General features: G+C 46.7%; 20 protein-coding genes. 1 reads left to right on the forward strand and 19 read right to left on the reverse strand.

What is annotated here, in order from left to right:
- Nucleotides 1–30: 30 nt before the first annotated feature.
- Entirely contained in the window at nucleotides 31–1155 is a 1125-nt protein-coding gene (locus tag AC0VYE_RS27695) for an NAD(P)-binding domain-containing protein (RefSeq protein ID WP_475443807.1), read from the forward strand.
- A 137-nt stretch (nucleotides 1156–1292) separates the two neighbouring features.
- On the opposite strand, the gene AC0VYE_RS27700 is transcribed toward AC0VYE_RS27695, so the two are convergent.
- The 19 genes from AC0VYE_RS27700 to AC0VYE_RS27790 form a co-directional block, all read right to left on the reverse strand.
- On the reverse strand, nucleotides 1293–2678 hold the full coding sequence (locus tag AC0VYE_RS27700) for an ABC transporter substrate-binding protein (RefSeq protein WP_475443809.1): 1386 nt from the start codon (nucleotides 2676–2678) through the stop codon (nucleotides 1293–1295).
- A 73-nt stretch (nucleotides 2679–2751) separates the two neighbouring features.
- On the reverse strand, nucleotides 2752–4074 hold the full coding sequence (locus AC0VYE_RS27705) for an LLM class flavin-dependent oxidoreductase (protein WP_441908521.1): 1323 nt from the start codon (nucleotides 4072–4074) through the stop codon (nucleotides 2752–2754).
- Between the two features lie 25 nt (nucleotides 4075–4099).
- Nucleotides 4100–5470 carry an ABC transporter substrate-binding protein gene (locus tag AC0VYE_RS27710; RefSeq protein WP_475443812.1) on the reverse strand — a complete coding sequence of 457 codons (1371 nt, stop codon included), beginning with the start codon at nucleotides 5468–5470 and terminating at the stop codon, nucleotides 4100–4102.
- Between the two features lie 28 nt (nucleotides 5471–5498).
- Nucleotides 5499–6815, reverse strand: a complete 1317-nt coding sequence (locus AC0VYE_RS27715) for an LLM class flavin-dependent oxidoreductase (protein ID WP_475443814.1) — start codon at nucleotides 6813–6815, stop codon at nucleotides 5499–5501.
- Nucleotides 6815–8149 (reverse strand): LLM class flavin-dependent oxidoreductase, encoded by a 1335-nt coding sequence (locus AC0VYE_RS27720; RefSeq protein ID WP_475443816.1) that lies wholly within the window; start codon nucleotides 8147–8149, stop codon nucleotides 6815–6817. Before AC0VYE_RS27720 ends, AC0VYE_RS27715 begins: the two co-directional genes overlap by 1 nt.
- A gap of 199 nt (nucleotides 8150–8348) precedes the next feature.
- Nucleotides 8349–9323, reverse strand: a complete 975-nt coding sequence (locus AC0VYE_RS27725) for a carbohydrate ABC transporter permease (protein WP_441908525.1) — start codon at nucleotides 9321–9323, stop codon at nucleotides 8349–8351.
- A gap of 23 nt (nucleotides 9324–9346) precedes the next feature.
- A complete protein-coding gene (locus tag AC0VYE_RS27730; RefSeq protein WP_076269028.1) occupies nucleotides 9347–10213 on the reverse strand; it encodes a carbohydrate ABC transporter permease in 867 nt (288 codons plus the stop codon).
- Nucleotides 10210–12480 (reverse strand): DUF5696 domain-containing protein, encoded by a 2271-nt coding sequence (locus AC0VYE_RS27735; protein WP_475443818.1) that lies wholly within the window; start codon nucleotides 12478–12480, stop codon nucleotides 10210–10212. Before AC0VYE_RS27735 ends, AC0VYE_RS27730 begins: the two co-directional genes overlap by 4 nt.
- Nucleotides 12477–14630 carry a YIP1 family protein gene (locus AC0VYE_RS27740; protein ID WP_475443820.1) on the reverse strand — a complete coding sequence of 718 codons (2154 nt, stop codon included), beginning with the start codon at nucleotides 14628–14630 and terminating at the stop codon, nucleotides 12477–12479. The genes AC0VYE_RS27735 and AC0VYE_RS27740 overlap by 4 nt, the downstream gene beginning before the upstream one ends.
- Before the next feature lie 12 nt (nucleotides 14631–14642).
- The gene (locus AC0VYE_RS27745; RefSeq protein ID WP_475443822.1) at nucleotides 14643–15446 is read right to left on the reverse strand and encodes a carbohydrate ABC transporter permease; all 804 of its coding nucleotides are present in this window, start codon (nucleotides 15444–15446) and stop codon (nucleotides 14643–14645) included.
- A 48-nt stretch (nucleotides 15447–15494) separates the two neighbouring features.
- The gene (locus AC0VYE_RS27750; RefSeq protein ID WP_441883658.1) at nucleotides 15495–16391 is read right to left on the reverse strand and encodes a carbohydrate ABC transporter permease; all 897 of its coding nucleotides are present in this window, start codon (nucleotides 16389–16391) and stop codon (nucleotides 15495–15497) included.
- Nucleotides 16381–19335 carry an extracellular solute-binding protein gene (locus tag AC0VYE_RS27755; RefSeq protein ID WP_475443824.1) on the reverse strand — a complete coding sequence of 985 codons (2955 nt, stop codon included), beginning with the start codon at nucleotides 19333–19335 and terminating at the stop codon, nucleotides 16381–16383. The genes AC0VYE_RS27750 and AC0VYE_RS27755 overlap by 11 nt, the downstream gene beginning before the upstream one ends.
- A gap of 36 nt (nucleotides 19336–19371) precedes the next feature.
- Nucleotides 19372–20481 (reverse strand): ABC transporter ATP-binding protein, encoded by a 1110-nt coding sequence (locus AC0VYE_RS27760; RefSeq protein WP_076269033.1) that lies wholly within the window; start codon nucleotides 20479–20481, stop codon nucleotides 19372–19374.
- Nucleotides 20482–20579: 98 nt separating this feature from the next.
- A complete protein-coding gene (locus tag AC0VYE_RS27765; RefSeq protein ID WP_475443825.1) occupies nucleotides 20580–21548 on the reverse strand; it encodes an aldo/keto reductase in 969 nt (322 codons plus the stop codon).
- A 95-nt stretch (nucleotides 21549–21643) separates the two neighbouring features.
- Entirely contained in the window at nucleotides 21644–21952 is a 309-nt protein-coding gene (locus AC0VYE_RS27770; protein WP_339204725.1) for a hypothetical protein, read from the reverse strand.
- 25 nt (nucleotides 21953–21977) lie between these two features.
- Nucleotides 21978–22160, reverse strand: a complete 183-nt coding sequence (locus tag AC0VYE_RS27775) for a YezD family protein (protein WP_076269036.1) — start codon at nucleotides 22158–22160, stop codon at nucleotides 21978–21980.
- A 104-nt stretch (nucleotides 22161–22264) separates the two neighbouring features.
- Entirely contained in the window at nucleotides 22265–23050 is a 786-nt protein-coding gene (locus AC0VYE_RS27780; RefSeq protein ID WP_475443827.1) for a nitroreductase family protein, read from the reverse strand.
- Nucleotides 23051–23787: 737 nt separating this feature from the next.
- Nucleotides 23788–24315, reverse strand: coding sequence for a nucleoside-triphosphatase (locus AC0VYE_RS27785; protein WP_475443829.1), 528 nt, complete (start codon nucleotides 24313–24315; stop codon nucleotides 23788–23790).
- A gap of 166 nt (nucleotides 24316–24481) precedes the next feature.
- Nucleotides 24482–24733, reverse strand: a complete 252-nt coding sequence (locus tag AC0VYE_RS27790; protein WP_475443831.1) for a hypothetical protein — start codon at nucleotides 24731–24733, stop codon at nucleotides 24482–24484.
- Nucleotides 24734–24775 lie beyond the last annotated feature (42 nt).

The following is a 24775-nucleotide window of genomic DNA, read 5'->3' on the forward strand; positions in this document are numbered from 1 at the left end:
ATCAAAACAACTCAAATGGAGGTGAAATCTGTGGTTGATCTCATCATTATTGGCGCAGGCCCCTACGGAATTTCACTTGCCGCTCATGCAGCCGCAAGCCAAATGTCCTATGTCCTTCTGGGCAAACCTATGTTTTTCTGGAAGCAGCAAATGCCGCAAAATATGTTCATTCGCACCCATCCCCGCTACATCAGTCTCTCCGATAAGAATGATGAATTCACCATTGAACGATTCAGCTGCGAAACCGGCATAGAACTGCAGCCTCCCTTTCCTCGTCCTCATTTTGTTGATTATGCCTTTTGGTTTGCCAAACAAACCGATATCTCCTTCACATCGGAGCATGTATCAGAGCTTCATTATTCATCCTCAGGCTTCAGCGTGATCACTCACGAAGGTAAGCAATATCAAGCCAAACATGTGGTCATAGCTACAGGTTTGCAGCATTATAGCTACATCCCTCCAGTACTAAGCTCGTTGCCGCCTCAGCTCATCTCCCACACCTTCGCTCATCTTGATTTTAAGCCCTACGCAAACAAGAAGGTAGCTGTTATCGGCAGCGGCCAAAGCGCTTGGGAAGCTGCCGCACTGCTTCATATGGCTGGAAGCGAGGTTGAGCTTTTGTTCCGGCGTGACGCCGTTCAGTATGCAAGCGAGGATAATGTCGAATCTGGCCAGAAGCTCATCGACTCCGCTGAACAGTTCTATCTACAGTCCGACCAGCTCAAGGAGGAGCGGCGAAATACACCGCGTAAAAGCAGTGTTGCTCCTTTCTTAAAGCCCTACGTAGAAGGGAAAGTGACGATGACTGGCGGCGCAGCCATTGCGCATGCAGAAGCTACGATTGATGGCAAGGTGCTGCTTCAGCTTGGAAACAATGAAACTCGCCTCGTCGATCATGTTATTGCCGCTACCGGCTATCAGATCAATCTTGACCAAGTACCTTTTCTGCCGTCCCATGTGTTGCAGCTTATCGAGCGAGAGCCGTATTCTAATGCAAAATTCCCTCTGCTAAGCGCGCAATTTGAAAGCAGCATACCTGGACTTTACTTTGCCGGCCCACTAGCGACCTATACACATGGTCCCGCTTTCGGCTTCGTTGCTGGCTTGCGCCAAGCATGCCGATCCATTATTCCTCATATCCAGCAGCATACGTAATAAAAGCAGGGGCAAATGAATGTAACATTCACTTGCTCCTTCGCTTTCCTTCCTTATCCTATTCCAATCTGCTTAAATGAACAGCACAAAACAAAGGGGCCGCATTTAACGCTGCACCTTTGCTTTGGCTCTCTAATCTACTTATCTCCTATTGTCGTTCGGAGCGTTTCAACGTCTTTATTGATGGCCTCCGTTGCTTTGCGAATCGCAGAGTTTACATCCAACCCGTTGATGGCTAAATCCTCAGCCGCCTCAGTCAATCTTGTCGTTATTTCTAGCTCGTAGGGATGAACGTAATGCTCCTGCAGCGGCTCGCCAATAAACACATTTTGCACCGCTTTCCCCTGCAGCACTGGAATATCCAGCCCATATTCCTTCTCCAGCTCTGGATTAATAACAGCCGGAACTCGGCCATTTCTCGATAAAATCCGCTGGCCCTCATCCGATAAAATTTCAGCAATGACTTGGAAAGCTTCATCCTTATGCTTGCTCTGGCTGTTCACCGAAAGCGAATGAATTTGCGCCTCTCTTGTTTTGCCCAATTGGTCGCTAAAGTTTGGTGCCGGAGCGAAATCCCAATTAAACTCAACGCCCTGCTGACGCAGCTCCTCCAGCGGACCGATCATATTTGCCAGCCAAGTTACCCGCATGCCGATAATTTGATCCTTCATAAATTGATCGCGTCCCCAGTTCCATGTATGGTCTGGCGTTACGTAACCAGGAATTTCAAAGATGCGCTTGTTAAGCTCAAACACGCGCAGCCAGTCGGGCGTATCGAGTGCAGCATTTCCCGTATCATGATCGACGTACGGCAGCCCCAGCCCTTTGGCTAGCCCCGTTAGGTTATCAACCGATAGACCGATATACTGCACGCCATTCTCCGTACGAGTCAGCTTTGCAGCAATATCCAGCACCTCATCCCAGGTCAGCTGTTTTTCTGTAGGATACGGAACACCAAACTTATCAAAAATATCTTTATTATAGTAGAGGATATGCTGATTGGAGTTAAACGGAATCGCATAGATTTCGCCTCCCTTGTCTTTCGTTATATCTTTGATGTAGTCATACAAAATGGGTTTGATCCGGCTCTCATCAAAATGATGGCGTTTAATCAGCTCTCTCAAATCCTCATAGGCGCCCGTTCGAATAATGCGCTGATGGGAGGAAGAGGAGGAATAAATAATGTCCGGAACATGTGTGGAAAGCACTTCTTCATTTGTAGTTGTTGCCGCAGGCGTTATTCTTTCGATGGTTACATTTGGAAATTTTTTCTTAATGGGGTCCGCTATGAGCGTATTAAATTCCACGTCTGGAAAAGTACCGCTCGTGCTGAAAAGGGTTAACGTAAGCGGCTCGTCACCAAGCTTTTTGAAATCCGCTTCTTCCTTTTCAGCTGCGTTCGTTTCTTGCTGCTTATTTGCATTGCTCCCAGCCTTATTGGCCGGTGTATTATCCTTACTGGCACAAGCCCCCAATAAAGCAAACAACATTAAAATAACTACGCCTATCGTAAGTTTTTTCATGATTAAACTCTCTCTCCTCTATCATGAGGTACAGCTGTGTCGTTTAATAGCCAACAAGCTCTCACCTAGTCTTTTAAAGTACAGCTTTGCTCTCATAACGAATATTCGCCGGCCGCTTCAATCCAAGCTGCTCTCGCAAGCTCGTTCCCGAATATTCCGTCCGAAACAATCCGCGATTTTGCAGCTCTGGAATCACCTTATCTACAAATTGCGTAAGGCCGCTCGGGAAAATCTGTGGCATAACATTGAACCCATCAGCAGCGCCGTTAACAAACCAATTTTCAATCACATCTGCAAGCTGAAGAGGTGTACCCGTAAATGTAAAATGCCCTCTCGCTCCTGCTAGCCGATTGATCAATTGCTTCAGCGTTAACTGCTCATGGCGGACGAGATCCAGTATGAGCTGATGTCTGCTCTTATTGCCATTAACCTCATCCGTTTCACGCACACCCTCCAATGAAAGCGGCTCATCCAGCGGATACTCGGATAAATCAATGCCTAATCGCTCCGATAGCTGTTTAATTGCACCATCTTTATTTACATAATTGAATAATTCGCTCTCGATTTCTCTCGCTTCCTCCACCGTGTCTGCCAATATCGGGCTAATACCCGGCAAAATCTTCAGCTGGTCAGCCTCTCTTCCATACTTCGGCAGTCTTGATTTCACATCCTTATAAAACTGCTGAGCACTTTCAATGCTTTGATGCGCGGTAAAAATAACTTCCGCTACCTTTGCCGCAAATTCCTTGCCGCTCTCCGAGGAACCCGCCTGCACCAGCACAGGATAACCCTGCGGCGGCCTTGCGATATTTAGAGGTCCCTTCACCGAATAATATTTTCCTTTAAAATCAATCGTATGGACTTTGTCTTTATGAATACGGGTTCCTACCGTTTTATCATTAATGACCGCCTCATCCTCCCAGCTGTCCCACAGCTGTTTGGCGATTTCTACGAATTCATCTGCTTCCTCGTAACGCAGCGCATGATCAGGATGATCCTCCCTGCCGAAATTATGTGCGGCCGATCCAGCACCTGTAACAATATTCCAGCCCGCTCTGCCTTTGCTTATGTGGTCTAGAGAGGCAAACTTCCGCGCCACATGAAAAGGTTCATTATACGTAGTGCCAACCGTAGCAATTAAACCGATATGCTTCGTCCTGCTTGCCAGCGCAGCCAGCTCCGTGAATGGCTCGAGCTTATTGGAGCGTCCGATATAGCCATCAGCCAAAAATACGGAATCCATTAGTCCTCTTTCAGCCGTCTGAACGATTTGCAGCACATGCTCGAAATCAAGGTTGCGGCTCGGCTCCGCCTCCGGCAGCCGCCATGAAGCTTCATGATGGCCGGTCCCGAACAAAAAGGCGTTGAGATTTAATTTGCGCTCCGATTCTCCCATATTTAATCCCCTCTCCATCGTCTGCTTATTGACCGATCGTCGTTTTTAAAGTCTCTACATCTTTATTAATCGCATCCGTTGCTTTGCGTATAGCCGAGTTAACATCTAGACCATGGATAGCAAGATCCTCAGCTGCTTCGGTAAGCCGTATCGTAATGCTCGATTCATAAGGATGAATGAAATGCTCTTGAATGGGCTTCCCAATAAAAACATTCTGAACGGTTTTGCCTTGCAGCACCGGTATTTCTAAGCCGTAATCCTTCTCCAGTTCCGGATTGATAATAGCTGGAACACGTCCGTTCTTAGCAATAATCCGCTGCCCCTCATCCGATAAAATTTCTGCGATTACTTGAAACGCCTCATCTTGATGCGGGCTTTGGCTGTTGATCGCAATAGAGTGGATTTGCGCTTCTCTCGTATTGCCAAGCTGATCGCTGAAGTTTGGCGCCGGCGCAATATCCCAGTTGAATTCCACACCTTGTTGGCGCAGCTCCTCAAGCGGACCAACCATATTGGCAAGCCAAGAAACCCGAATGGCAATGTTTTGATCCTTCATGAAATGGTCACGAGTCCAGTTCCATGTGCCGTCCTGCGCTACATAACCTGGTATTTCAAAAATCTTCTTCTGCAGTTCGAATACACGAAGCCATTCCGGCGTATCGAGCGCAGCCTGCCCCGTCTCGCGGTCCAAGTAAGGAATACCCAGCGATTTACCCAAACCAGTTAAATTGTCTACAACTAGCCCGATATATTGAATGCCGTTTTCTGTTCTGGTCAGCTTCGTGCCAAGCTCCACCGCTTCGTCCCATGTCAACTGCTTCTCGGTTGGATAAGGAACGCCGAATTTATCAAAAATATCTTTGTTATAATACAAAACATGCTGATTGATATTGAAAGGTAGCGCGAGAACCGCATCTCCTTTGCCCTTCGTTATGTCCTTGATATAATCGTAGCCAATCGGTTTGAGACGGCTCTCGTCAAAATGATGTTTTTTGATTAATTCTCTTAAATCCTGATATACACCCGTCCGAATAACCCGCTGCTGCACACTGCCAAATATAATGTCCGGCACATGTGTGGACAGCACCTCCTCCGGAGTCGTCGTCGCTGCTGGCGTTATTCGTTCAATCGTTACATTCGGATACTTCGCATGAATGGGACCTGCAATCATTGCTTCAAATTCCACGTCCGTAAAGGTAGCGCCAGTGGAATAAAACGATAATTTTAGCGGCTCATCCCCAAGCTTCTTGAAATCAGCCGTTTCGGTCGCACTGTTCGTTGCCTCCTTCTTGCCTGATGCATCATTCTGCTTTGCAGGTGCGATATTGTCTCCCCCGCATGCGGAGATCGATGCTGCAAGAACAAATATGACGATAATAACCCCTAGTTTCTTCATCCGATATCCTCTCATTTCTATTATTTATTTATATTTGCTGAAGATGGCGCGTATTGGCGGGGCGCTGAAGACCTAAGCTGTCACGTAGCGTCTTACCTTCATATTCGGTGCGGAATAAACCACGGTTTTGCAGCTCTGGAATGACCTTGTCTACAAAGGTTTCAAGCCCTGTAGGAAAGAGCTGCGGCAGCACGTTGAAGCCATCAGCCGCATGGTTTTTAAACCATTTTTCAATAAAATCTGCGGTTTGAAGCACAGACCCGGTAAACGTGATATGCCCATGTCCTCCATTGCTGCGATAAAGAAGCTGGCGAATCGTAAAGCTTTCTCTGCGCGCCGCATCGATAATAACCTCCTGCCTGCTGCGAATGCCGTTGAACTCCTCAGCAGGTTTGGCTTTCTCGAGCGGTACCGGCGCATCCAGCGGATAATCATTCAAATTCACCGTGAATCGCTCCGATAAGCTATCAAGTGCACGCCTTGTATCTACAAAAGCATGCAGCTCTTCCTCGATCTCGCGCGCTTCCGCTTCCGTATCAGCCACAATCGGAGCGAGCCCTGGCAAAATAACGAGCTCATCAACCGTTCTCCCATACTTCGCCAAACGTGATTTCACATCGTAGTAGAAGGCACGGCCTGCATCGAACGTTTGCTGCGCCGTAAAAATAACCTCCGCCGTTTTCGCTGCCAGCTCCTTGCCTTGCTCGGAGGAGCCTGCTTGCACGAGCACCGGATATCCTTGCGGCGGACGCGGAATATTGAGCGGTCCCTTCACCGAATAGGTATGTCCTTTGAAGTTGATCTCGTGCACCTTATTTGCATCCAGCAATTTACCCGCTTTTTTATCGAAAATAAGGGCGTCGTCTTCCCAGCTGTCCCATAGCTGCTTCACCACTTCCACGAACTCCTCGCCCGTCTCGTAGCGCTGCGCATGCTCTGGGTGTTCGTCTCTGCTGAAGTTATGGGCAGCTGAGCCCGCACCCGTCACGATATTCCAGCCAGCTCTGCCTCCGCTTATATGATCCAGCGAGGCGAATTGCCTTGCGACATGGAACGGATCGTTATATACGGTCCCGACTGTCGCAATCAAGCCGATATGCTCCGTTACAGAAGCAAGTGCTGCGAGCAGCGTGAACGGCTCCAGCTTGCTGCCGCCGCCTGCATATCCATCTGCTAAAAATACGGAATCCAGCTTGCCACGCTCAGCGATTCGAGCAAGCTGCCCTAAGTAATCAATGTCCAGCTCCAAATCCGGACGAGCATCTGGATGCCGCCAAGCTCCCGCATGATGGCCTGTCGCTCTCAAAAAAACGTTCAAATGAACCTTTCGACTCGCTTCACTCATTAGGAATGCACCTCTTCTTCCTTTTTTTTGGCCTGCCAGCTATTTGTAGGTCTCGCTAAACCTAGATTTCCGCGCAGCGTTTGCTCTTCATAGGAGGTACGGAACAATCCGCGATTTTGCAGCTCAGGGATAACTTTGTCGACAAAGCGCTCCAGCCCGCTCGGATACACCTGTGGCATCACATTAAAGCCATCAGCCGCCCCATTCTTGAACCACTTTTCAATGACATCGGCCAGCTGCAGCGGTGTACCCGTAAAAGTAAAATGCCCTCTTGCCCCTGCTAAGCGATTGATCAATTGCCTGAGCGTCGGCTGTTCGCGTTCTACTAAATCCAAAATAAGCTGGTGGCGACTCTTCATGCCGCTTACCTGATCTGTCGTTTGTGCGCCATCCAGATTGACAAGGTCATCAAGCGAATGATTAGACAAATCAACGCCTAAGCGGCCCGATAACCGCTTAATCGCTCCTTCATGATCGATAAGCTCAAACAGCTCATTTTCCAGATCCTGCGCCTCTGCTTCTGTATCCGCCAATATCGGACTAAGTCCAGGCAATATTTTCAGCTGATCCGCCGTCCTGCCATACTTCGCCAAACGTGACTTCACGTCTTTATAAAAGGCTGCTGCCTCCTCGAAGGTTAGTTGAGCAGTAAAAATAACCTCCGCCAGCTTAGCGGCAAATTCCTTGCCCGTCTCAGATGAGCCCGCTTGGACGAGTACAGGATAACCTTGCGGCGGCCGCGCGATATTCAGCGGTCCCTTTACTTTGAAATATTTTCCATCATAATCAATCGTATGAACCTTGGCTTCATCGATCAGGATGCCGCTTATCTTGTCATTTGGCAGCGCGTCATCCTCCCAGCTGTCCCACAGCTGCTTGACGATTTCTACAAATTCCTCCGCTGATTCATAACGATCATGATGCTCCGGATGCTGCTCCCTGCTGAACTGTTCTGCAGCAGGTCCCGCTCCGGTCACGATATTCCAGCCTGCACGACCCTTGCTAATATGGTCTAAGGAAGCAAACTTCCTTGCGATATGAAACGGTTGATTATAGGTCGTTTCTACCGTTGCAATTAAGCCGATATGTTTGGTTGCTGCTGCTAATGCTGACAGCATGGTGAACGGTTCAAGCGATCCCGATCCCGCCCAGTAGCCATCCGCCAGAAATACAGAATCGAGCAAGCCGCGTTCGGCAATTTGAGTCAGCTTTAAGTAGTGTTTAATATCAACACCTCGCTCCGGCTGCGTATCCGCATGCCGCCACGATGCTTCATGATGGCCTGATGCGGCCAGAAACGCATTAAGATTTAGTTTTCTTTCCAATCCACTCATCGCACGACTCCCCTTAAGTCATTTTCGAATGAAATAACTTTGTTCAATTCCCCAAAAAAAATAGCCAGAGCTGCCCTAAGGCAATCTCCGGCTATCCGGTCGATTATTTCCAATTAAATCAATTGGTTTTATAAGGATTATAGTAAGTGGTAAGAATTTATCATCTCAACTTCGTAATGTCAACGTTTTTTTTGATCTACTATTCTACCAATCCTGTCCGTTCTACCCCTTCAATGAACCATCGCTGAGCGAACAAATACACGACAAGCAGCGGCATAATAATTAGGAATGAAGCCGCCATCTTGATCGCTTCGGCATAAACGGTAATCTCCCCCGCTCCTTCTGCAAGCTTCATCTCGCCAGCCATTCTTGCCAGCGTAATGGAGAGAGGTACGTTCTCCGCAGTAAACATAAAGAGTGACGGAAAGTAAAAATCATTCCAGTTCCAGACGAAGGAAAATAGTACGACCACAACGGTAGCCGACCTCGACAGCGGAAACATGACGCGAAAGAACAGGCGGAAAGGGCCTGCGCCGTCCATACGCGCAGCCTCGTCCAGCTCTTTGGGCAATGTGGAATAGAAGGATCGATAGATGATTACGAACATCGCTCCTTTCAAGCCATGGCCAAATAAAGCGGGGACAACCATCGGCAAAAACGTGTTTAGCCAGCCGAACTCTTTAAAGAGCATAATCGATGGCAAAATCGTAATTTGCGGCGGCATAATAAACGTAAACAACAGCAGAGCTCCCCATACTTTTTTGAAGGGGAACTCCAGCCTTGCGAACGCATAACCGGCAATTGCACAGGAAAATACCTGCAGCACCGCTACGGAAGAAGCCAGCGAGACGCTGATGAGGAAACTCTTCGTGTAATTCAGCATTTCACTCGCCTGCTGCAGATGCCCCAAAAATATGGACCGCGGCACCCAAATAACGGTAGGGTCAAGAATATTTCTCGCATCCTTCACCATCGTCGTCACCATGTATAGAATCGGCTTCATATAGATGAAGGCGACATTGATCAGAATAATATAAACAAACAGCTTGAAGAGAATGCCCTTATCTATTTCAGCTCCAAGCAGCCGATACCTGAGACCAATCAAGCTTCTTCGCAGCTTTTCATCGCTATATAGATTAGTCGCAATCTCATTTCCTTTTTTCACAATTTTCATGAACGCTCACCTCTCTTTCCCGCTTATCGTTTTCCTGAAAGCGACTTATCCACTCGGCTGTATAGCAATAAGGTCAAGAGTACGAAAGTTAGGATGATTAAGAAATAGATCCATGCCAAAGCGCTGGAGCTGCCATAATTGCTCGTATTCACTCGGCTGACAATCGGATTGGAAGGGAAGGTGAATAAATCGACTACCGTGTACATTAAGTTCAAGAAAATATAAGGGACAAGTCCGGGCAGCGTTATTTTCCAAAACGTATTCCAAGGTCCCGAGCCGTCAATACGGGAAGCCTCGTACACAGATGCCGGAAGTGTCTGGCGTCCAGCAAGGAAAATTAGAATTTGCACTCCTGAATACCAAAGGACAAGCACAAATGAGCTCATAACCTTTTGAATCGGAGCCGCCCATGAACCCGGAACATATTCACGCAAATAATAGTCGATACGCAGCGTCTCCATAATGCTGAGGGAGCCTTCTCCCTGCGCAATAAACTCCTGCACGATCTGTCCGGAGGAGAAAATAACAGGCAAAAAGAAGATAACCCGAAACAGCGTTCTGCCTGGAAAACGCAAATTAAGCAAGATGGCGACAAACAGGGAAAAGACAAGAATGATCGGAATCATCATGGCTGACTCCCTTAGAAACGGGAACAGCTCCTCATAGAGCAAGCTTCCGTTCGCGATCAATATTTCCCGGTAATGGCTGAGTCCAATAAACGTATAGTTGACGCTGCTCACCGTAATTTTCACCTGATGAAAGCTCATATACAGCGAATAGCCGAGCGGGAACGCCACAAAAACGAGGAAGCCAAACACCCATGGCGCGATAAATAGGGAGCCTTCGAGCTTCCTAACTGTCGTATTTTCCAGCTTGCGACTCCATCTCATGGCTTCGTTCCTCCTTTTATGACGACAAAGTCTTTTGCTGGAACGATAATGCCATCCTTGCTGTAATCGGTCTGATTATAATTGACGATGATACGATAATCGCTGCCATACTCTGTTTCCTTCACATTTGGAGCAAGCGTACGATGTCCCGTAATAAACTGCTCCTGCACAGCTGCAAGCGCCTCATTTGTTTTGGCATATTCAGCTCGTAAATGATCGATCCAATCCTTATAGTTCAAGCTGTAATACCAGTAGGAATAGGAATTTTTCAAATCAGCTGCCTTGTCGCCGCTAAGCACATACGCAGGGTATGCCCCATATTCAATGCTGCGGAGCAGCTCATCATCGAACTCATCGCGCAAATTAGACCATTCCAGCGAATACGTGCGCAAGCCATGGAGAACGATTTGGGCAAAAGGAATCGCTTCACTGATGAAGACATCATACGAATAATCAGCGGTTAGGCGGTGGACATGATCGATTTGGGCTAGCGCATAGAAATTCACGTTATTCGCCGCAAGCGACCCGAGTGCTTCCTTGCTTTTGTTCAAAATGCTGCGCTGTACATCGACAACCTCTGCCCTGCTCGCCGAGTATCGGCTGTTGAAATCCGTATTGACCTGCTTGCCGATGCCATCCTCGAAATAGATGCCGTCTGCTCCCAAGCTCTTATAGCTGTTCAAATCGGCCGAGACCACCTTCTCATAAAACCTCGGGCTTACAAACTTCGCTGCGTCCTGGTCCTCATTTCCCCTTTCCTCCAGCACCGTTCCTGCCAAATTGCGCAAGCCGTCGCGTCTCCACCAGAACCGATCGTCGCCATTCGTATTGAGCGTATAATTCGCCGTCAAATAAACCGGAATATCCAAGGTATGAGCGAAGGAGATAAAGCTTTTCATCCCTTTGTTTCCACCTAAGCGCTTATCTACAGGAAAGTAGCCGCCATGCGTGCTGTAACCGTCCTGCTGCCACCCTGAGAATTGAATTTGCAGATGCTGAATCCCGCTGTCATAAATCGAACGAACAAGCTCGGTCGCCTCTTCTGTCGTGGTCGCTTTTAAATATGAATCTGCAAAAAGCCCCTTCTCGATGTCTGCGCCTACAATGTCCACAAACAGCGGAATGTCCTTTTTATTTGTTTCCAGCGGTTTTACACCCTGCTCTTGAATCAAATAATTGCGATAAACCTCCGCCATGCCAGCATAATCACTTTTATTAGGGAGTAGTGGATAATAACGTGTTGCGCGAGCATTCGTTATAAACTTATCGCCGCTGTATGTATAGAAGCCTTCACCCGTGCTCTTGCTTACACTTTGGAAAAACTTCTTCCGATACTGCCATTCGGTCGTCACCCAGTTCGAGCGGCCCACCGCGCCTGACGGCGCTGCATAAACATTCGCGAACGACTCCCCTTCAGAGATAATCGCAACAAACGCCTGATCCCCTGACTTTAGGCCGAATACAGGCATCGTAATCCCCTGTCTGCCTGTATTTTCGTTGTAATAGGATAGATCCTGCCCATAAACACTTTCATTATAGGTCAACTGCTGCATCAAGCGATCTGCCTCAAAATGGATCAACGAACCGGAGCCGTCCGGCAGCAAAAGGTAACCCTCCTGCCCAGCAGACGGCTGGGCCCCAAACAAAGGGTAAAGCTTAATATTCAATAAGCTTAAAGCCCCTTCGACGATTCCCTCATCCAAAATTCTCGTCTCTACATAATCCTTGTGCAGACGCACCTCAATCGGAATTTTCAACTGCACCTTCGGCAGCGCGAAGGTCACTGTGAATCCATTTTCCGCAGCCTGGAAATTTTCCAAGTAACCTTGGTTCTCGATTAATCCGGCAGTTACAGAGGAGGATTTGTAGTTTTTTGCATTTACGTATTCAATAATGACAGGAGAAGTTAAATTATTTTTCCACGTATTCGGAACCGTTTCTTCCTCCCAATACTTCGGCTCTGGATAAGAACGCCATATCTTCCCTGTTGCTTTATCGATTACTTGGAAGTGAGCAGATGCCTTATCTACAAGTAGCTTTAATTGGTCTGATTCTGCGATTTGCTCAAAATTTGCTTCAACTGGCAATCCCGCCTTATAGGGAACGGTTCCTTTCATTTCAAATGGATTTCCAGCAACTACGGCCACATCAGCGGGCTTGCCCCATAACCCAACCGCCACAAGAGCAAACCATCCTATACCGATCAGCAAAACAGCAGAGAGCAGCAGCTTCATAACGAGCTTTATGTTTATTTTGCGCACAGTCATCGGATGATCACCTCCTGATATAAGGAATTAATAAAGTTGACCAATTCTATGCTTAAGCTAATTAAGATGAAAATGAGAATGACAATAATAGCAAGCGCAAGTAACGATAGTAGAATAATAAAAATAGCTTCAATAAAGGTGTAGTTGTGTATGCCCTGCACCATCCATATGAACAGGAAGACTACCCATAAAACGATAAACAGCTTCAAAAACTTAAAGATCGCCAGCTCGTTTAAGGTCAGCACATTGGAGAGCAGAGTTACAGGTATACCGATGAGAATAATCGGAAATAAGGCGTAGCAGCTGCCATAAAATACGTCTCGGAACCGTCCCTCACCTCTAAGAAGCGAGCTGATTAAATAGTTGGAGACGACAAAGCCGAGCCAAATCCCAACAAATTGAATCGTAATGGGAAACAGATCAATACCGACATGCACAGCAGGGTTAAAGACAAAGCCTGTTCCCGCCTGTATATATCCGTACGATGCTAGTGCAAATATAAGTATCAGTATGCTGCTTAACCAACCTGCCTTGTTTTCGTACCGAATAGCATAGAAGCCGTCTACAGGATGTTTTATTAAATAGAACATATGCTGCAGCTGTTCAAGTATCGGATGCCTAGCACTGCGTTTAGCTGACGATTTGCCTTTTAAGCGAAGCTTTTTGGATAAAGCATTCCATAGAAGATACACGACGCCGAGCACGAGCGCCACATTCATGAGGACGCCAAAGTGCTTCTGAAACCATGTCAACCGATTTTGCCAAAAGGATTCTGAATAGCCGCCTACTACGCCCGCCTGATAAAACAGCTGCTCCGACCTTGCATACTCCTCTTTTTTGTAAGCGGCCTTCGCCAAACCGATCAGTGCCGGTGTATATTGTGCATTTAAACGATGAACCTCGCTCCAGAGCGGCTCGCTTTGCTCGTATCTCCCTTCCTGCGTTAATTGATTCGCTTCATGGACGAGATGGCCGAACTCAGACAGCCGCAGTACTTGAATGAAATTATTAACGCTGTCCAGCACGAGCAGTTCACCCTTGGAATTGCTCGCAATAGCTGCTGGCGCTTTGACGATTCCTGTCTTGGACGTAGCGGTAATGACATCCCCGCCCCAGAAAAACAACAGATTGCCATTCGAATCATATTGGCTAATCATATTGCCTACAGAGTCGATCACAGTAAAGTTGCCGGCAGCATCCACCGTAATATCATTGAGCTGAGGACTTACACTTTGCCTAGTTCTGTGAAATACCTCTCCGTAAGAACGCACTGGCTGCAAGGCGGCGAATTCCCCTTTGCCTACCAGCTGGTCGAGACCCGCGATGTTAAGCTTCTTCACCTGATCCGAGCTAATTTCCTTCGTCACCGTATAAATAAATCCGTTCTTGTCTATCGTTGAGCCCGCAATAGCTCCAGGCAGCTTCTTCAGCTCCCTTTGATACATTTCCCGCGTATATACAAATCGCTTAAATGCGTCAAACAAAGAGAAGCTTACACGATTCGGCCCAAAAAAACTAATGAAATTGCCCTCTGGATCTAGCTGCACCAAGCCTTGAAAAGCGCCAAGCGTCGTTACATAAATAAAACCGCGCTTATCTACAATGAGGTTAACCGGGTCATACTTGAAAGCCGGCGGCAAATAGCTGGACTCCGGACGGCCAAATGCTTTTAGCAGCTTGCCTTCTTGATCGAGCCTTACGACCCGGTTGTTGCCCGTATCTGCAACGTAAATCTCTCCAGCTTCATCGACATAAATGCCGCTTGGCTTCTTGAGCGGGCTTTCTGTTACTTTGATTTCACGAATATATTGGCCGTGCTCATTCAAGTGTACGATTCGATTATTGCCCGTGTCTGCAATGTAGATATGGTCCTTATCATCCACAAATAGATCCTTGGGCTGATTAAGCTGCAGCTTTGTTTTCCCTTCGGCTCCCGCAGCTTGGTTTGCTTCCGTAATCTCAACATTCGTGCCAATAATGCCAGCAGGAATGTAAGCCGCTTGCGTCTTCACCAGCTGTCCGAATCCATCCTTATAGTAGGTTTCGTACGGTAACTGCGAGGCTGTGGCCGGTGAGATGGGCCAAGCTATGTAAATCGCCGTAATCAGGATTATAATGATCGGACGAATCCGCAGCCTCCTGTTCTTCAAACGATTTCCCCCTTATTTAATACCGGAATGCGCCATTGTCGAAATGACCTTGCTTTGCAAAATAACAAAGAAAATTAAATTCGGAACGAGCATAATAAGCGCTGCTACAGCAGCGGCACCTTGACGCGCCACATTGTTCGCCAAGTTATTGGTCAATGTCGATAGGAAAAACGGAAAGTTTTTCATTTCATCGTCCTGCATAAACAGCATCGATGTCTCCACGTTGCCCCAAGAGTTCTGAAAGGCGAGGATCGCAACGGTCGCGATGGCCGGCATACACATCGGAATGACGATTCGAGCAAATACGATAAATTCGTTTGCCCCGTCTATTCGTGCAGCCTCCAGCAGTGAATCAGGAATCTGATCCACGAATTGCTTGAGCAGGAACACGCCCACCGGCAAAGCAAGTACGGGCAGCAAATGCCCCCAATACGTATTCATAATGCCAAGGTGGCTGACGACCAAATACCTCGGAATTTGAATTACCTCCGGCGTAAACATCAGCATCAGAATAATCGTAGCAAAGATGAATGCGCGGCCCGGAAAAGGATGTTTTGACAGCGGATAAGCGCAAAGCGCACTCACCGTCGTCACGCCAACAACACTCGCAGCCGAAATGAACAAGCTATTGAACAAATAGCGCGATACCGGAACGATTGAATTGGACGTTACCCAAAAGAGCTCAACAAAATTCTGAATGTTCGGCTCCTTCACAAAGAAGCTCGGCGGATAGACGAACAATTCATGATAAGGCTTGAAGGCATGATTAAAAATATAAATGATCGGCAAGATCATGATGACGGATATGATGAGCATGAACAGATTAAAGCTTATTTTTATACCAAGGCTTGATTGTTTCAGCTGTTATTCCTCCTTCGTACCGAACAATCCCCAGCTGAGCTTGTTCGCGAAATACATAAATATAAGAAGAAACACCGAAACCGTCGCCGCATAACCCATTTCAAAACGGATGAGACCATAATCGTTAATATGGTTCACGATCAAATGCCCGGCATATTCCGGCGTCGGGTTTTGACCGGAGAGCTCAACACCAATGGATCCGGTCTTAAAGGTCGTAACGATCGCCATTACGGCGCCAAACAGCATTTGCGGCTTCATGGACGGAATCGTAATATACCATAGCTCCTGTATATTGTTTTTGATGCCGTCGATTCTTCCAGCCTCATAAAGTATCGTATCCACGTTAAGAATACCCGCGAGCATCGCTAGGAAGCCTACACCCATGCTCGACCACAACGTGACGACGATCATCGAGTTCATAAGAAACTCTGGACTTGTCACCCATAACTTTGGCACGTCGATAAGGCCTGCTTTTAATAGAAAGCTGTTCAAATAGCCAATGCGATCGCCCGACAGCAAGGGAAGCCAGATAATCGTCATCGCTATGCCAACGGTAAGCGATGGCGTATACATCGCAAGCGCCACCCACTTGCGAACGCCGCCGCTCAGCCGTGAAATAAGCCATGCGAGCAGGAAGGCGGCAGCATAACCGCCGGGACCAACAATGACAGCAAACTTAAATGTATTGGGCAGCGCATATTTTAGGAACAGCAGATCCTGCGCGATCAAATACTGAAAGTTGCTCCAGCCAATAAAGCGAGGAGGCTCAATCCCGTTGTAATAGGTAAAGCTTAAGCCTACCGCCGCAAGAATCGGAATAACGATAAACAGAGCGAAACATATAAGAAACGGCGCGATAAACAAATACGAAATGCGATACGACCATAATCTACTCCACATAACGATCAATCCCTTCCCAAGGCTGATCGACAATAGGAATGTCCAACTTATTCACCTGTTCGCCTCGCTCATTAATGTAGCCAAATTCCTGCTGCTTCCTTAGAAGCTCACGGTTAATGTCCCGAACGGCTTGCTCCAAGGAGGACATATAATTCGCCGTTCCAACAACGGATCGATTCCATGCATTATGAATCTCGCGTTCCAAGAAATATCCGCCGGGCACATTCGGAATATCCTTATACCATTTCCACTGGTTCAAAATAATTTCAGCATCCTCCTTTTTCCACGGCAGATGCGTGAAGGCTTCCACGTTGGACGTATTCCAGCGGAAAGCGACGCCATTGACCGCTTCCAAGTCAGAGCCATATTGCTCCTGCACCTCGGCTGACAACCACCACTTCAGGAATTGCCATGCCTCTGCTTTTTTATTGGACTTGTCAAAAATGACACCCGTACGCTGCCCCCCGCCAGCCCAGCGGCTTATCGATCCGTCCGCCTGCTTCGTACCGGGAATAAGCGCGATACCCCAGCGGCCATTCAGCTCAGGCGCAGCAGCCGAAAGCTGCACATACATGTTGTAATCCGATATGCCGATTGGCATCGTTCCGCTGCGGAAATGCTGATAGAAGCTCGGCACCTCCCGCTCCACAGCGTACGTATTAAATAGATCCGTCCACTGCTTGAAGGAACGATAAGCTTCTGGACCATCGAGACCTGATTTCACACCGCCCGGTTCATAAAACTCCACGCCGTTTTGATAGAAAAAATGCGTAAACTCCTTCGGATTTACGTAGAAGTTCATAAAGTTTTGCTGCAGCGTAGGCAATAACTGATAAACGTCCTCCCATGTCTCGGGAATTTCAGCTCCTATGCGCTTCAAAATATCCTTGCGATAATAGAGAACTTGAAACGACTGCGTTTCCGGTACGCCATAATAACCGCCATCGTAGTGCAGCGGCAGCCATGATCCCGGACTGAACTTCGGATACAGCTGATCAAAGTCTTCAAACTCGCTTAAATCCTGCAGTGTACCGCGAATGGCATAATCGACCGGCAAATCCTGCGTCAAGCCAAGGGCAATATCCGGCTGCACGCCAGCTGCATTAGACATAAGCAACAGCTCAGCATTTGGAAGCAGGTTCACCTTTACCTCAATGCCTGTTTCTGGCGTGAACGACTCATCTGCAAGCTGCTGCAGCTGATCCACATAATCCCTGCCGCGCTGAACCCAAATGTTCAGCTTCTTGTCGTCCAAATCGTTAAGGCTGTCCCTCGCATCGAAAGAGTAAATAAAGTTTTGAGCGCTGCCCCATAGCCGGCCAAAAAAACCAGCTTCCATTTTCGGAGCATCCGTCTTCTCGGGAATAATATAAACCTCATCCAGCTGCAGCGATTGCTTGAGCAGTGTATCGATAAAAGTACCGAATTTCTCTCTCATCGAAGAAATCTCTTCGACCTGATAAGGAATTTCTTCAGGCTTCTTAAGCAATGCACGCAAATCCTTCGCTGATGTATCGAGTCCTTGACTGATTGAATCCTTGTTGCCGTTTGCTTTCACTACCCGCTTCGACAGTGACTCCATGACATCCGCTGCCAGCGCCATCTTGTCAGTCATCCCCGGGAAGTCCTGCTCCATGTTCCACGTACGATTGCGGTCAATGGTCTTCTTCGAGCTCGAACCTGTAATCGTACGCAAATCCCAGTCAATCGCATCCAAATGAGCGATCAGCTTCTCGACATCCACAACAATTGACTTGATAGGCGATTGTGTGACGGCTAGCGACAACGTATGCTTTCCTTTCTCAAGCTTAAGCAAATACGGATTATTTTTTTCGTCCTGCAAAATCATTCCGTTCCAACCAGTAGAATAAGGAAATCCATACGCTAAAAATTGCTTAAACGGTACCTCTCCATCCACTCGAACGACCCGGTAGGAGGTTTTCTGAGCTATCGTATTTTGCAGAGCGCGAAAGCCTATTTTGTACAAGCCGCTCTCCGGCACCTCAAACGACCATGAGATTTCCTGATTTTGTTCAAGCCAGCGCGGACCGCCAACCGTATTGTAAATAATTCTTCCCATATACCGCGGCAGCGTGCGTGAGTTTTTATCCGAAAATAGCTTAATTGCCGTATCATTTTTGCTCGTGAAATCCTCCGCTTGAATCGTCAATACATCGCCTGCAAGAGAAGGCGTATCGGCATACGCAGCCTTAACTTCAGCATAATCTGGTATTTGCTTGCTCGGAACAAGCTTAATTCGCTCAAGCGCAACAGGGTCAAACCCTTGCAATCGAATGGTATGCGTTCCTTGTTCGAAATGCCATTGCAAAGGCTGCGCATATGCCCCTCCTGAATCCGTTAACGGCTTCTCGCTCCAGCCCGACACATCAATCGAACGAGGACGAATTTCATCGCCGTCTGAGTTTTTCAGAATAGGACGCACATCCTCCCATGTCCGATATAAGGATATGGAAGAGGCTTCCCTAAACGGTCTTTGGCCATCTATCGTTACCTCCCACCCGATCGGTCCCTTTCTTCCATCCTTCAGAGGGTTATAAGAAACGTGGATTTCATACAGCGCACTCTCTGCAACGTCAACTTGATATTCAACCCATCCTGTGTTCCTTGTATTCCAAATCAGTATGTTTGATTTACCGTCGTAATCGCCTGCTTTGATCTCCTCTTCATTCGATACACGAGATGGCTTCGCTGCATCCAGCTGAATTGAAGTTGTTGCATTGCTCAGCCCCTTCTCCTGCCATGCTGCCAGCGCATCGCTAAAATAAGGGTCAACCTCATAATTAAATGTAGTTACGAGCTTGTCATATTGGACCGTATCGGTTTTGTCTCCAGATTCTGAGTTTACTGCCGCTCCAGCATTAAGCAGCCATGCTGCTATGACAATACTGGCACCATAGACAAGCCATTTCCGTTTTTTATTCATAAAGGTTAAGCCGCCTCCCTCCTTCGCAAATACCGATCATTCTGTAAATCTTTCACCCGTATCCTTATGAAAGAAATGAGCCTTCGATAGATCAAGCTCTACCTTCACTTTCTCATTTTCAGCAAAACGATTATCGGGATCGACGCGTGCAATAAGCAGCTTCTCCTGTCCGATGTCTAAATAAAGAAAACGATCAGCGCCCATAAGTTCATTGTCCTTATAGGTTCCGGTAATGATCGTCTCCGAGAACAAGCCTTCCAGCTTCACATTTTCCGGCCTTATACCTAATATTACCGATTTGTTTAGTTGGTTATTTTTGCGTAAAATATCCTCCATCACTTCATTTAACTTCAGTTGAAAACGATTCGTATGAAACTCTAATCGCCCCTGCGGATTCTCCTGCACGCGTCCATGAATGAAATTGATTTGAGGAGAACCTATGAAGCTCGCAACAAACGTATTCGAAGGTTTGGAGTAGATCAGCTCCGGCGTATCACATTGTTGAATGACGCCGCCCTTCATCACGACAATACGGTCCGCCATCGTCATCGCTTCGACCTGATCATGGGTAACGAATATAAAGGTTGTGCCTAATTTTTTGTGCAGCTTCGTTATTTCCATTCGCATCGTTACTCTAAGCTTGGCATCTAAGTTAGACAACGGCTCATCCATCAAAAACAGCTTCGGGTCACGCACGATAGCTCTGCCAAGCGCCACCCGCTGGCGCTGACCGCCTGACAGCTCCTTTGGCTTGCGATTTAAATACGGCTCAATCTCCAGAATTCGGCTAGCATTTTTTACCGCCAAATCGATCTCATGCTTCGGAAGCTTGCGCATCCTCAGTCCAAACGCAATATTCTCGTATACACTTAGATTGGGGTAGAGGGCATAGTTCTGGAAAACCATCGAAATATCACGGTCCTTCGGAGGTAGCTTATTGACGAGCTGCTCTCCAATATAAATCTCGCCTTCGGAGATCTCTTCAAGCCCCGCAATCATTCTTAATGTCGTCGATTTGCCGCAGCCGGAAGGACCGACAAAAACGATAAATTCTTTATCTTTAATTTCCAGCTGGAAATCCTGCACAACCGCGTGTTTGTCTTTGCCATATCTTTTGTATAGATGATTAATCGTTACTCCCGCCATGCTTACCGCCTCCCATCCGAACTTGATAAAAAAATGAGGATATCACGCACTGCTCTGATATCCTCCATTGATACGGTAGAATGTATTTAATTATAGAATTAGCTCGGAATGGCTTCTTTTGCCGGCTCCAAATTGGAGGTTGCTTCATCGGCCTTCGCTAGTTCCTCAGCGCTTAGTTTAACATCCCAGCTTTTTGCAGCTTCCGTAATATGCTCAAGTTTCGAAGCGCCTAGAATCGCCGACGTAATGCCAGGACGACTCAGTACCCAAGACAATGCGTATTGCGCTTGAGTAAGGCCTTTTTCTTCCGCCAAAGGTCTAATCGCCTCAGCAACTGGAATTGCATTTTTTTTCAAAAGCTCCTCCAGCCTTTGCTCGCCTGCCGCAAGCCGTGATCCTTCAGGCGGCGCTTCTCCAACCCGATACTTGCCAGAGAGTATTCCTCTGCCAAGCGGACTATAAACGATAACGCCAACTTGCTCCGATTGCACAAAAGGTATAATTTCCTTCTCAATTTCACGCGAAATGATGCTGTATTCCGGTTGGAGACTTTCAAAGCGATGCAGGCTATGCAGCGCGCTTATACCGTGAGCCTTCGCAAGCTGCCATGCAGCAAAATTAGAAGCGCCTATGTATCTTACTTTCCCTTGACGCACCAGATCATCTAAAGCTCGAAGCGTTTCTTCAAGGGGGGTATTAGAATCAAATCGATGTACCTGATACAGATCCAAATAATCGGTTTTCAACCTTTTTAAGCTGTCTTCAACAGCTTTGTAAATATGATAGCGGCTTTGCCCAGAATCATTTATCCCTTCGCCTACGCGGCCATGAACTTTGGTTGCCAGCACAATTTGGTGGCGCCTTTCTTTTAACAAATTGCCCAGTATACGTTCCGACTCGCCTTCCCCGTATACATTAGCAGTGTCAACGAGGTTAATGCCATGATCCAGCGCGGCATCCAAAATCGCAGCAGATGCATCCTCATCAATCCATCTTCCAAACGCCATCGTACCTAAGCTCACCTCAGATACTTTTAATCCTGTTCTTCCCAATTTACGATATTCCATGTTCGATATCCTCCTCAAATTTTGTACAAAAAAAACCGGAGACAGGTTTTGCATTTGCAAAATGTCTCCGGTTTTCCGGTCGAATATATTCATTATTAGTATGCGGCCAAGGCTCTTATTACCGGAACTTCGTGTTCAGCAGCAAATTGGCTAAGCTGAGCGACCAAATTCCCTTTGCCAAAAGATAAATACTTATGGCCTTCTTCCGCCTGCAGCTTGATCATGTGATCTAGAAACTGAATAATCATCTTCCGCCGGCCTTTGATTCCAGCATAACCGTTGTCATACAGCCATTGATCAATGGTATTGTAGACACCACGGTTCAGCCGATACATTTGCAAGCAGTAATGATGAAAGGCAAGATCTGGCCATTCATATAAACTGGAGCTCCTATCGTTCTTCATACGCATCCTCTCCACTTATAAACGGTTATCTTTGCTTGCGAGCAGCAGATGGCAGCTTCTCCACCTCGTAACGGCTGCGCTCCGTCCGATCAATTTGTACAATTTGACCATTATGAATCGTAATTTGAACGATGCCATATTGAACGCCTGCCAATTGATCCTGTATTCGCTTCAACCATTCATCAGCAACCTCAACCGTTCTGGACATATTCAACATCCTCTCCAAATTTATAAGTGTTTTCAAACTAAATGTATAAGTGCCATCAAACCAAATGCATGGTCACACGGGTTTCCAGAAATGCGATTAGCCGTTTAATCTACCTTAATCTCCAATAGACTCTCAGCCAAGGGGCGTCGCCCATTCGGAATTTCTTTATCGCGAAACTTTTCATCGAGCGTATCAAGTCCTCCACGATGACCGAGTGCAATGACGGCATGCAGTGCAATATGTTCGGGTACTTCTAAAATCTTGCGTGCTTCCGCTCGGTCAAATCCTCCAACGGCACGAGTCGATAGACCAAGCAGCCTCGCTTGCAGCGCCAAAGTTGCCCAAGCAGCTCCTGTATCGAAAGCATGCGACACATTCGGATTGCCATCTTGCTTAACCGCTTCAGAAGCTAGAAGCAGCAGCACGGGTGCGCGATCTGTCCACAAGCGGTTGCCAGGCACGATGAACTTGCGGAACTGCTCATGCTCGGCTTCTTCCCTTGCGACGTAAAATCTCCATGGCTGCAAGTTGCTGGACGATGGCGCCCATCTTGCAGCTTCCAAAACCGTATAAAGCTCTTCATCGCTCACAAGCTGCTCCGAGTAAGATCGTGGCGACCATCGATTCAGAATAAGCGGGTGTACAGGATAATCAGGGCTTCTTGCATCGGCAACCTCTTTACTGTATTGCTGCTCAAGTGACTGAGCATTAGCTCCAAAACCAACATGACTCACTATCCCCATCTCCTCTTCCTTTGAATAAAAAGAAGGCGCACGACAACCGATTCGGCATTCGGTTGGCATGCGCCTCCAGTTTTCTAGCGAGCGCGACTTGCAATCAAATACAGCGAAACCATTGCCATGAATGACGATGCAAGTGTCATTATTCATTTCCGACTAATTCAATAGGATAAATTAAATTTAACATGATGTTTTCCATCCGTCAACACTTATCGGACTAATTTATACGACTCTTTTTTACAAATTAGCACCATGCTTTCGCTGCTGCAAAGGCCAAGCTTGCTTCGCCACTTGCTACTGAGCTCTCTACGCCAACTGAAGATTCACACACTCAATTCACTAATTTATTACCTAAATCCTTATACTGACTGGATTCTTCGTATGAATTTCCCCATGATACGCAACTCCCTATACTAACTCGATTCTTCATACGGGATTTCCTCTCAATTGGTACGAGAATCCCTACGCTAACTCGATTTTTACGCGGGATTCACGCAAATGTTACCCAAACCCTTTACTAAATCGATTCTTCACACGTAAATCCCTTCAATTGTTACGAGAATCCCTACGCTAACGGGAATTTCTCCTGTTAATTCATCAAAAAGGGGCTAATTCAACTAATTACATGGAAATTCTCCCGTTAAATTTCTTCTTATTCCTCAATTAGAGCTAATTTCGCGAAATTAACGGGAGATTTTCCTGTTAATTGAGCATTTGACGTATAAACTGAGAAATTAACAGGAGTTTTTCCTGTTAGTAGATCGATTACTCAAAACACGATTAACCTCACACATACTCATTATCGAGCAAATCTGCCCATTCAAAAAAAGCCTCCCCACCCACTTAGAACGTGGATTAGGAAGCTTCTTTATCGTACAATAAACCACCTACAATAACCTAAAAAGATCGTTCTCCAACGCCTCTATCGTTAATTCTCTATTTTCTTCATTCATAACGTAAAGCTTAATGCCTGGCAGTTCCTTTATCTTGTCAATTTCGGGATGGCTATCCAAGCAAATCGTGCCTATGATGAGATGCTGAGAGCTTGAAACTAGGTCAAAGACCATTTTCCGAAAAGGTACCGATAACATTTGCATGTAGCCAATTTCATCAATAACCGTTACCTTCTTCGTCTTCAAGGATTGTCTAATTGACGTCAGAGCTAAATTCTCAAAAGCTTCTAATTCAACGCCATATCTTCCTATTCTTATGGAACTTGTACTATCTACACTTGCTATTCTTACGCTTTCTCCATCCAATGTTACGCAGTTAAATCCAATACGATCCGTCTCATTTCGTATTTCTTCCGTATAAAATCCTCCAACATGCTCAGCGCCTATTCGGTTAATGAGCTGTATAATGGCAGTCGATTTGCCCACTCGCGGTTTCCCAGACAACAAAAAAGATGTTTCCATATCATTCCCTCATTCGGCGGTGCAGCATATTTTCTGCTAGGGCATATAACAAGCCCACAACCGCAAATATTATAATAGAGCTATTTCTATTCAACTCGTATCCCGAGACAAAATTATCATATAAATAATGAAACATATATACTCCCACCAATCCACCAAACAGGATTTAGATTGAAGCCTTAATCATTAGTGATTTCACCAGCTTATGAACAACCAAAGAGATGGGCAGCAATGTAATCGGATAAAGAAAGAAGGCGTAAACAACCATCAGCAAAACGAACGTCAGCCCGATATTACGGAGACCATAATATTCGGTTGTCATAATTTTGCTCCCCTCGAATAATTCCAAGACCACCGCTGCCGCAACAAACAATATAATCATAAAAATCCAAAGAAAAAAATGTTTGACTATCTCCAATTAAACACCGCCTTGTTTGCTTAGATAAGTATTAAACGTTTA

This window comes from Pristimantibacillus sp. Z349TD_6, from assembly GCF_056173205.1.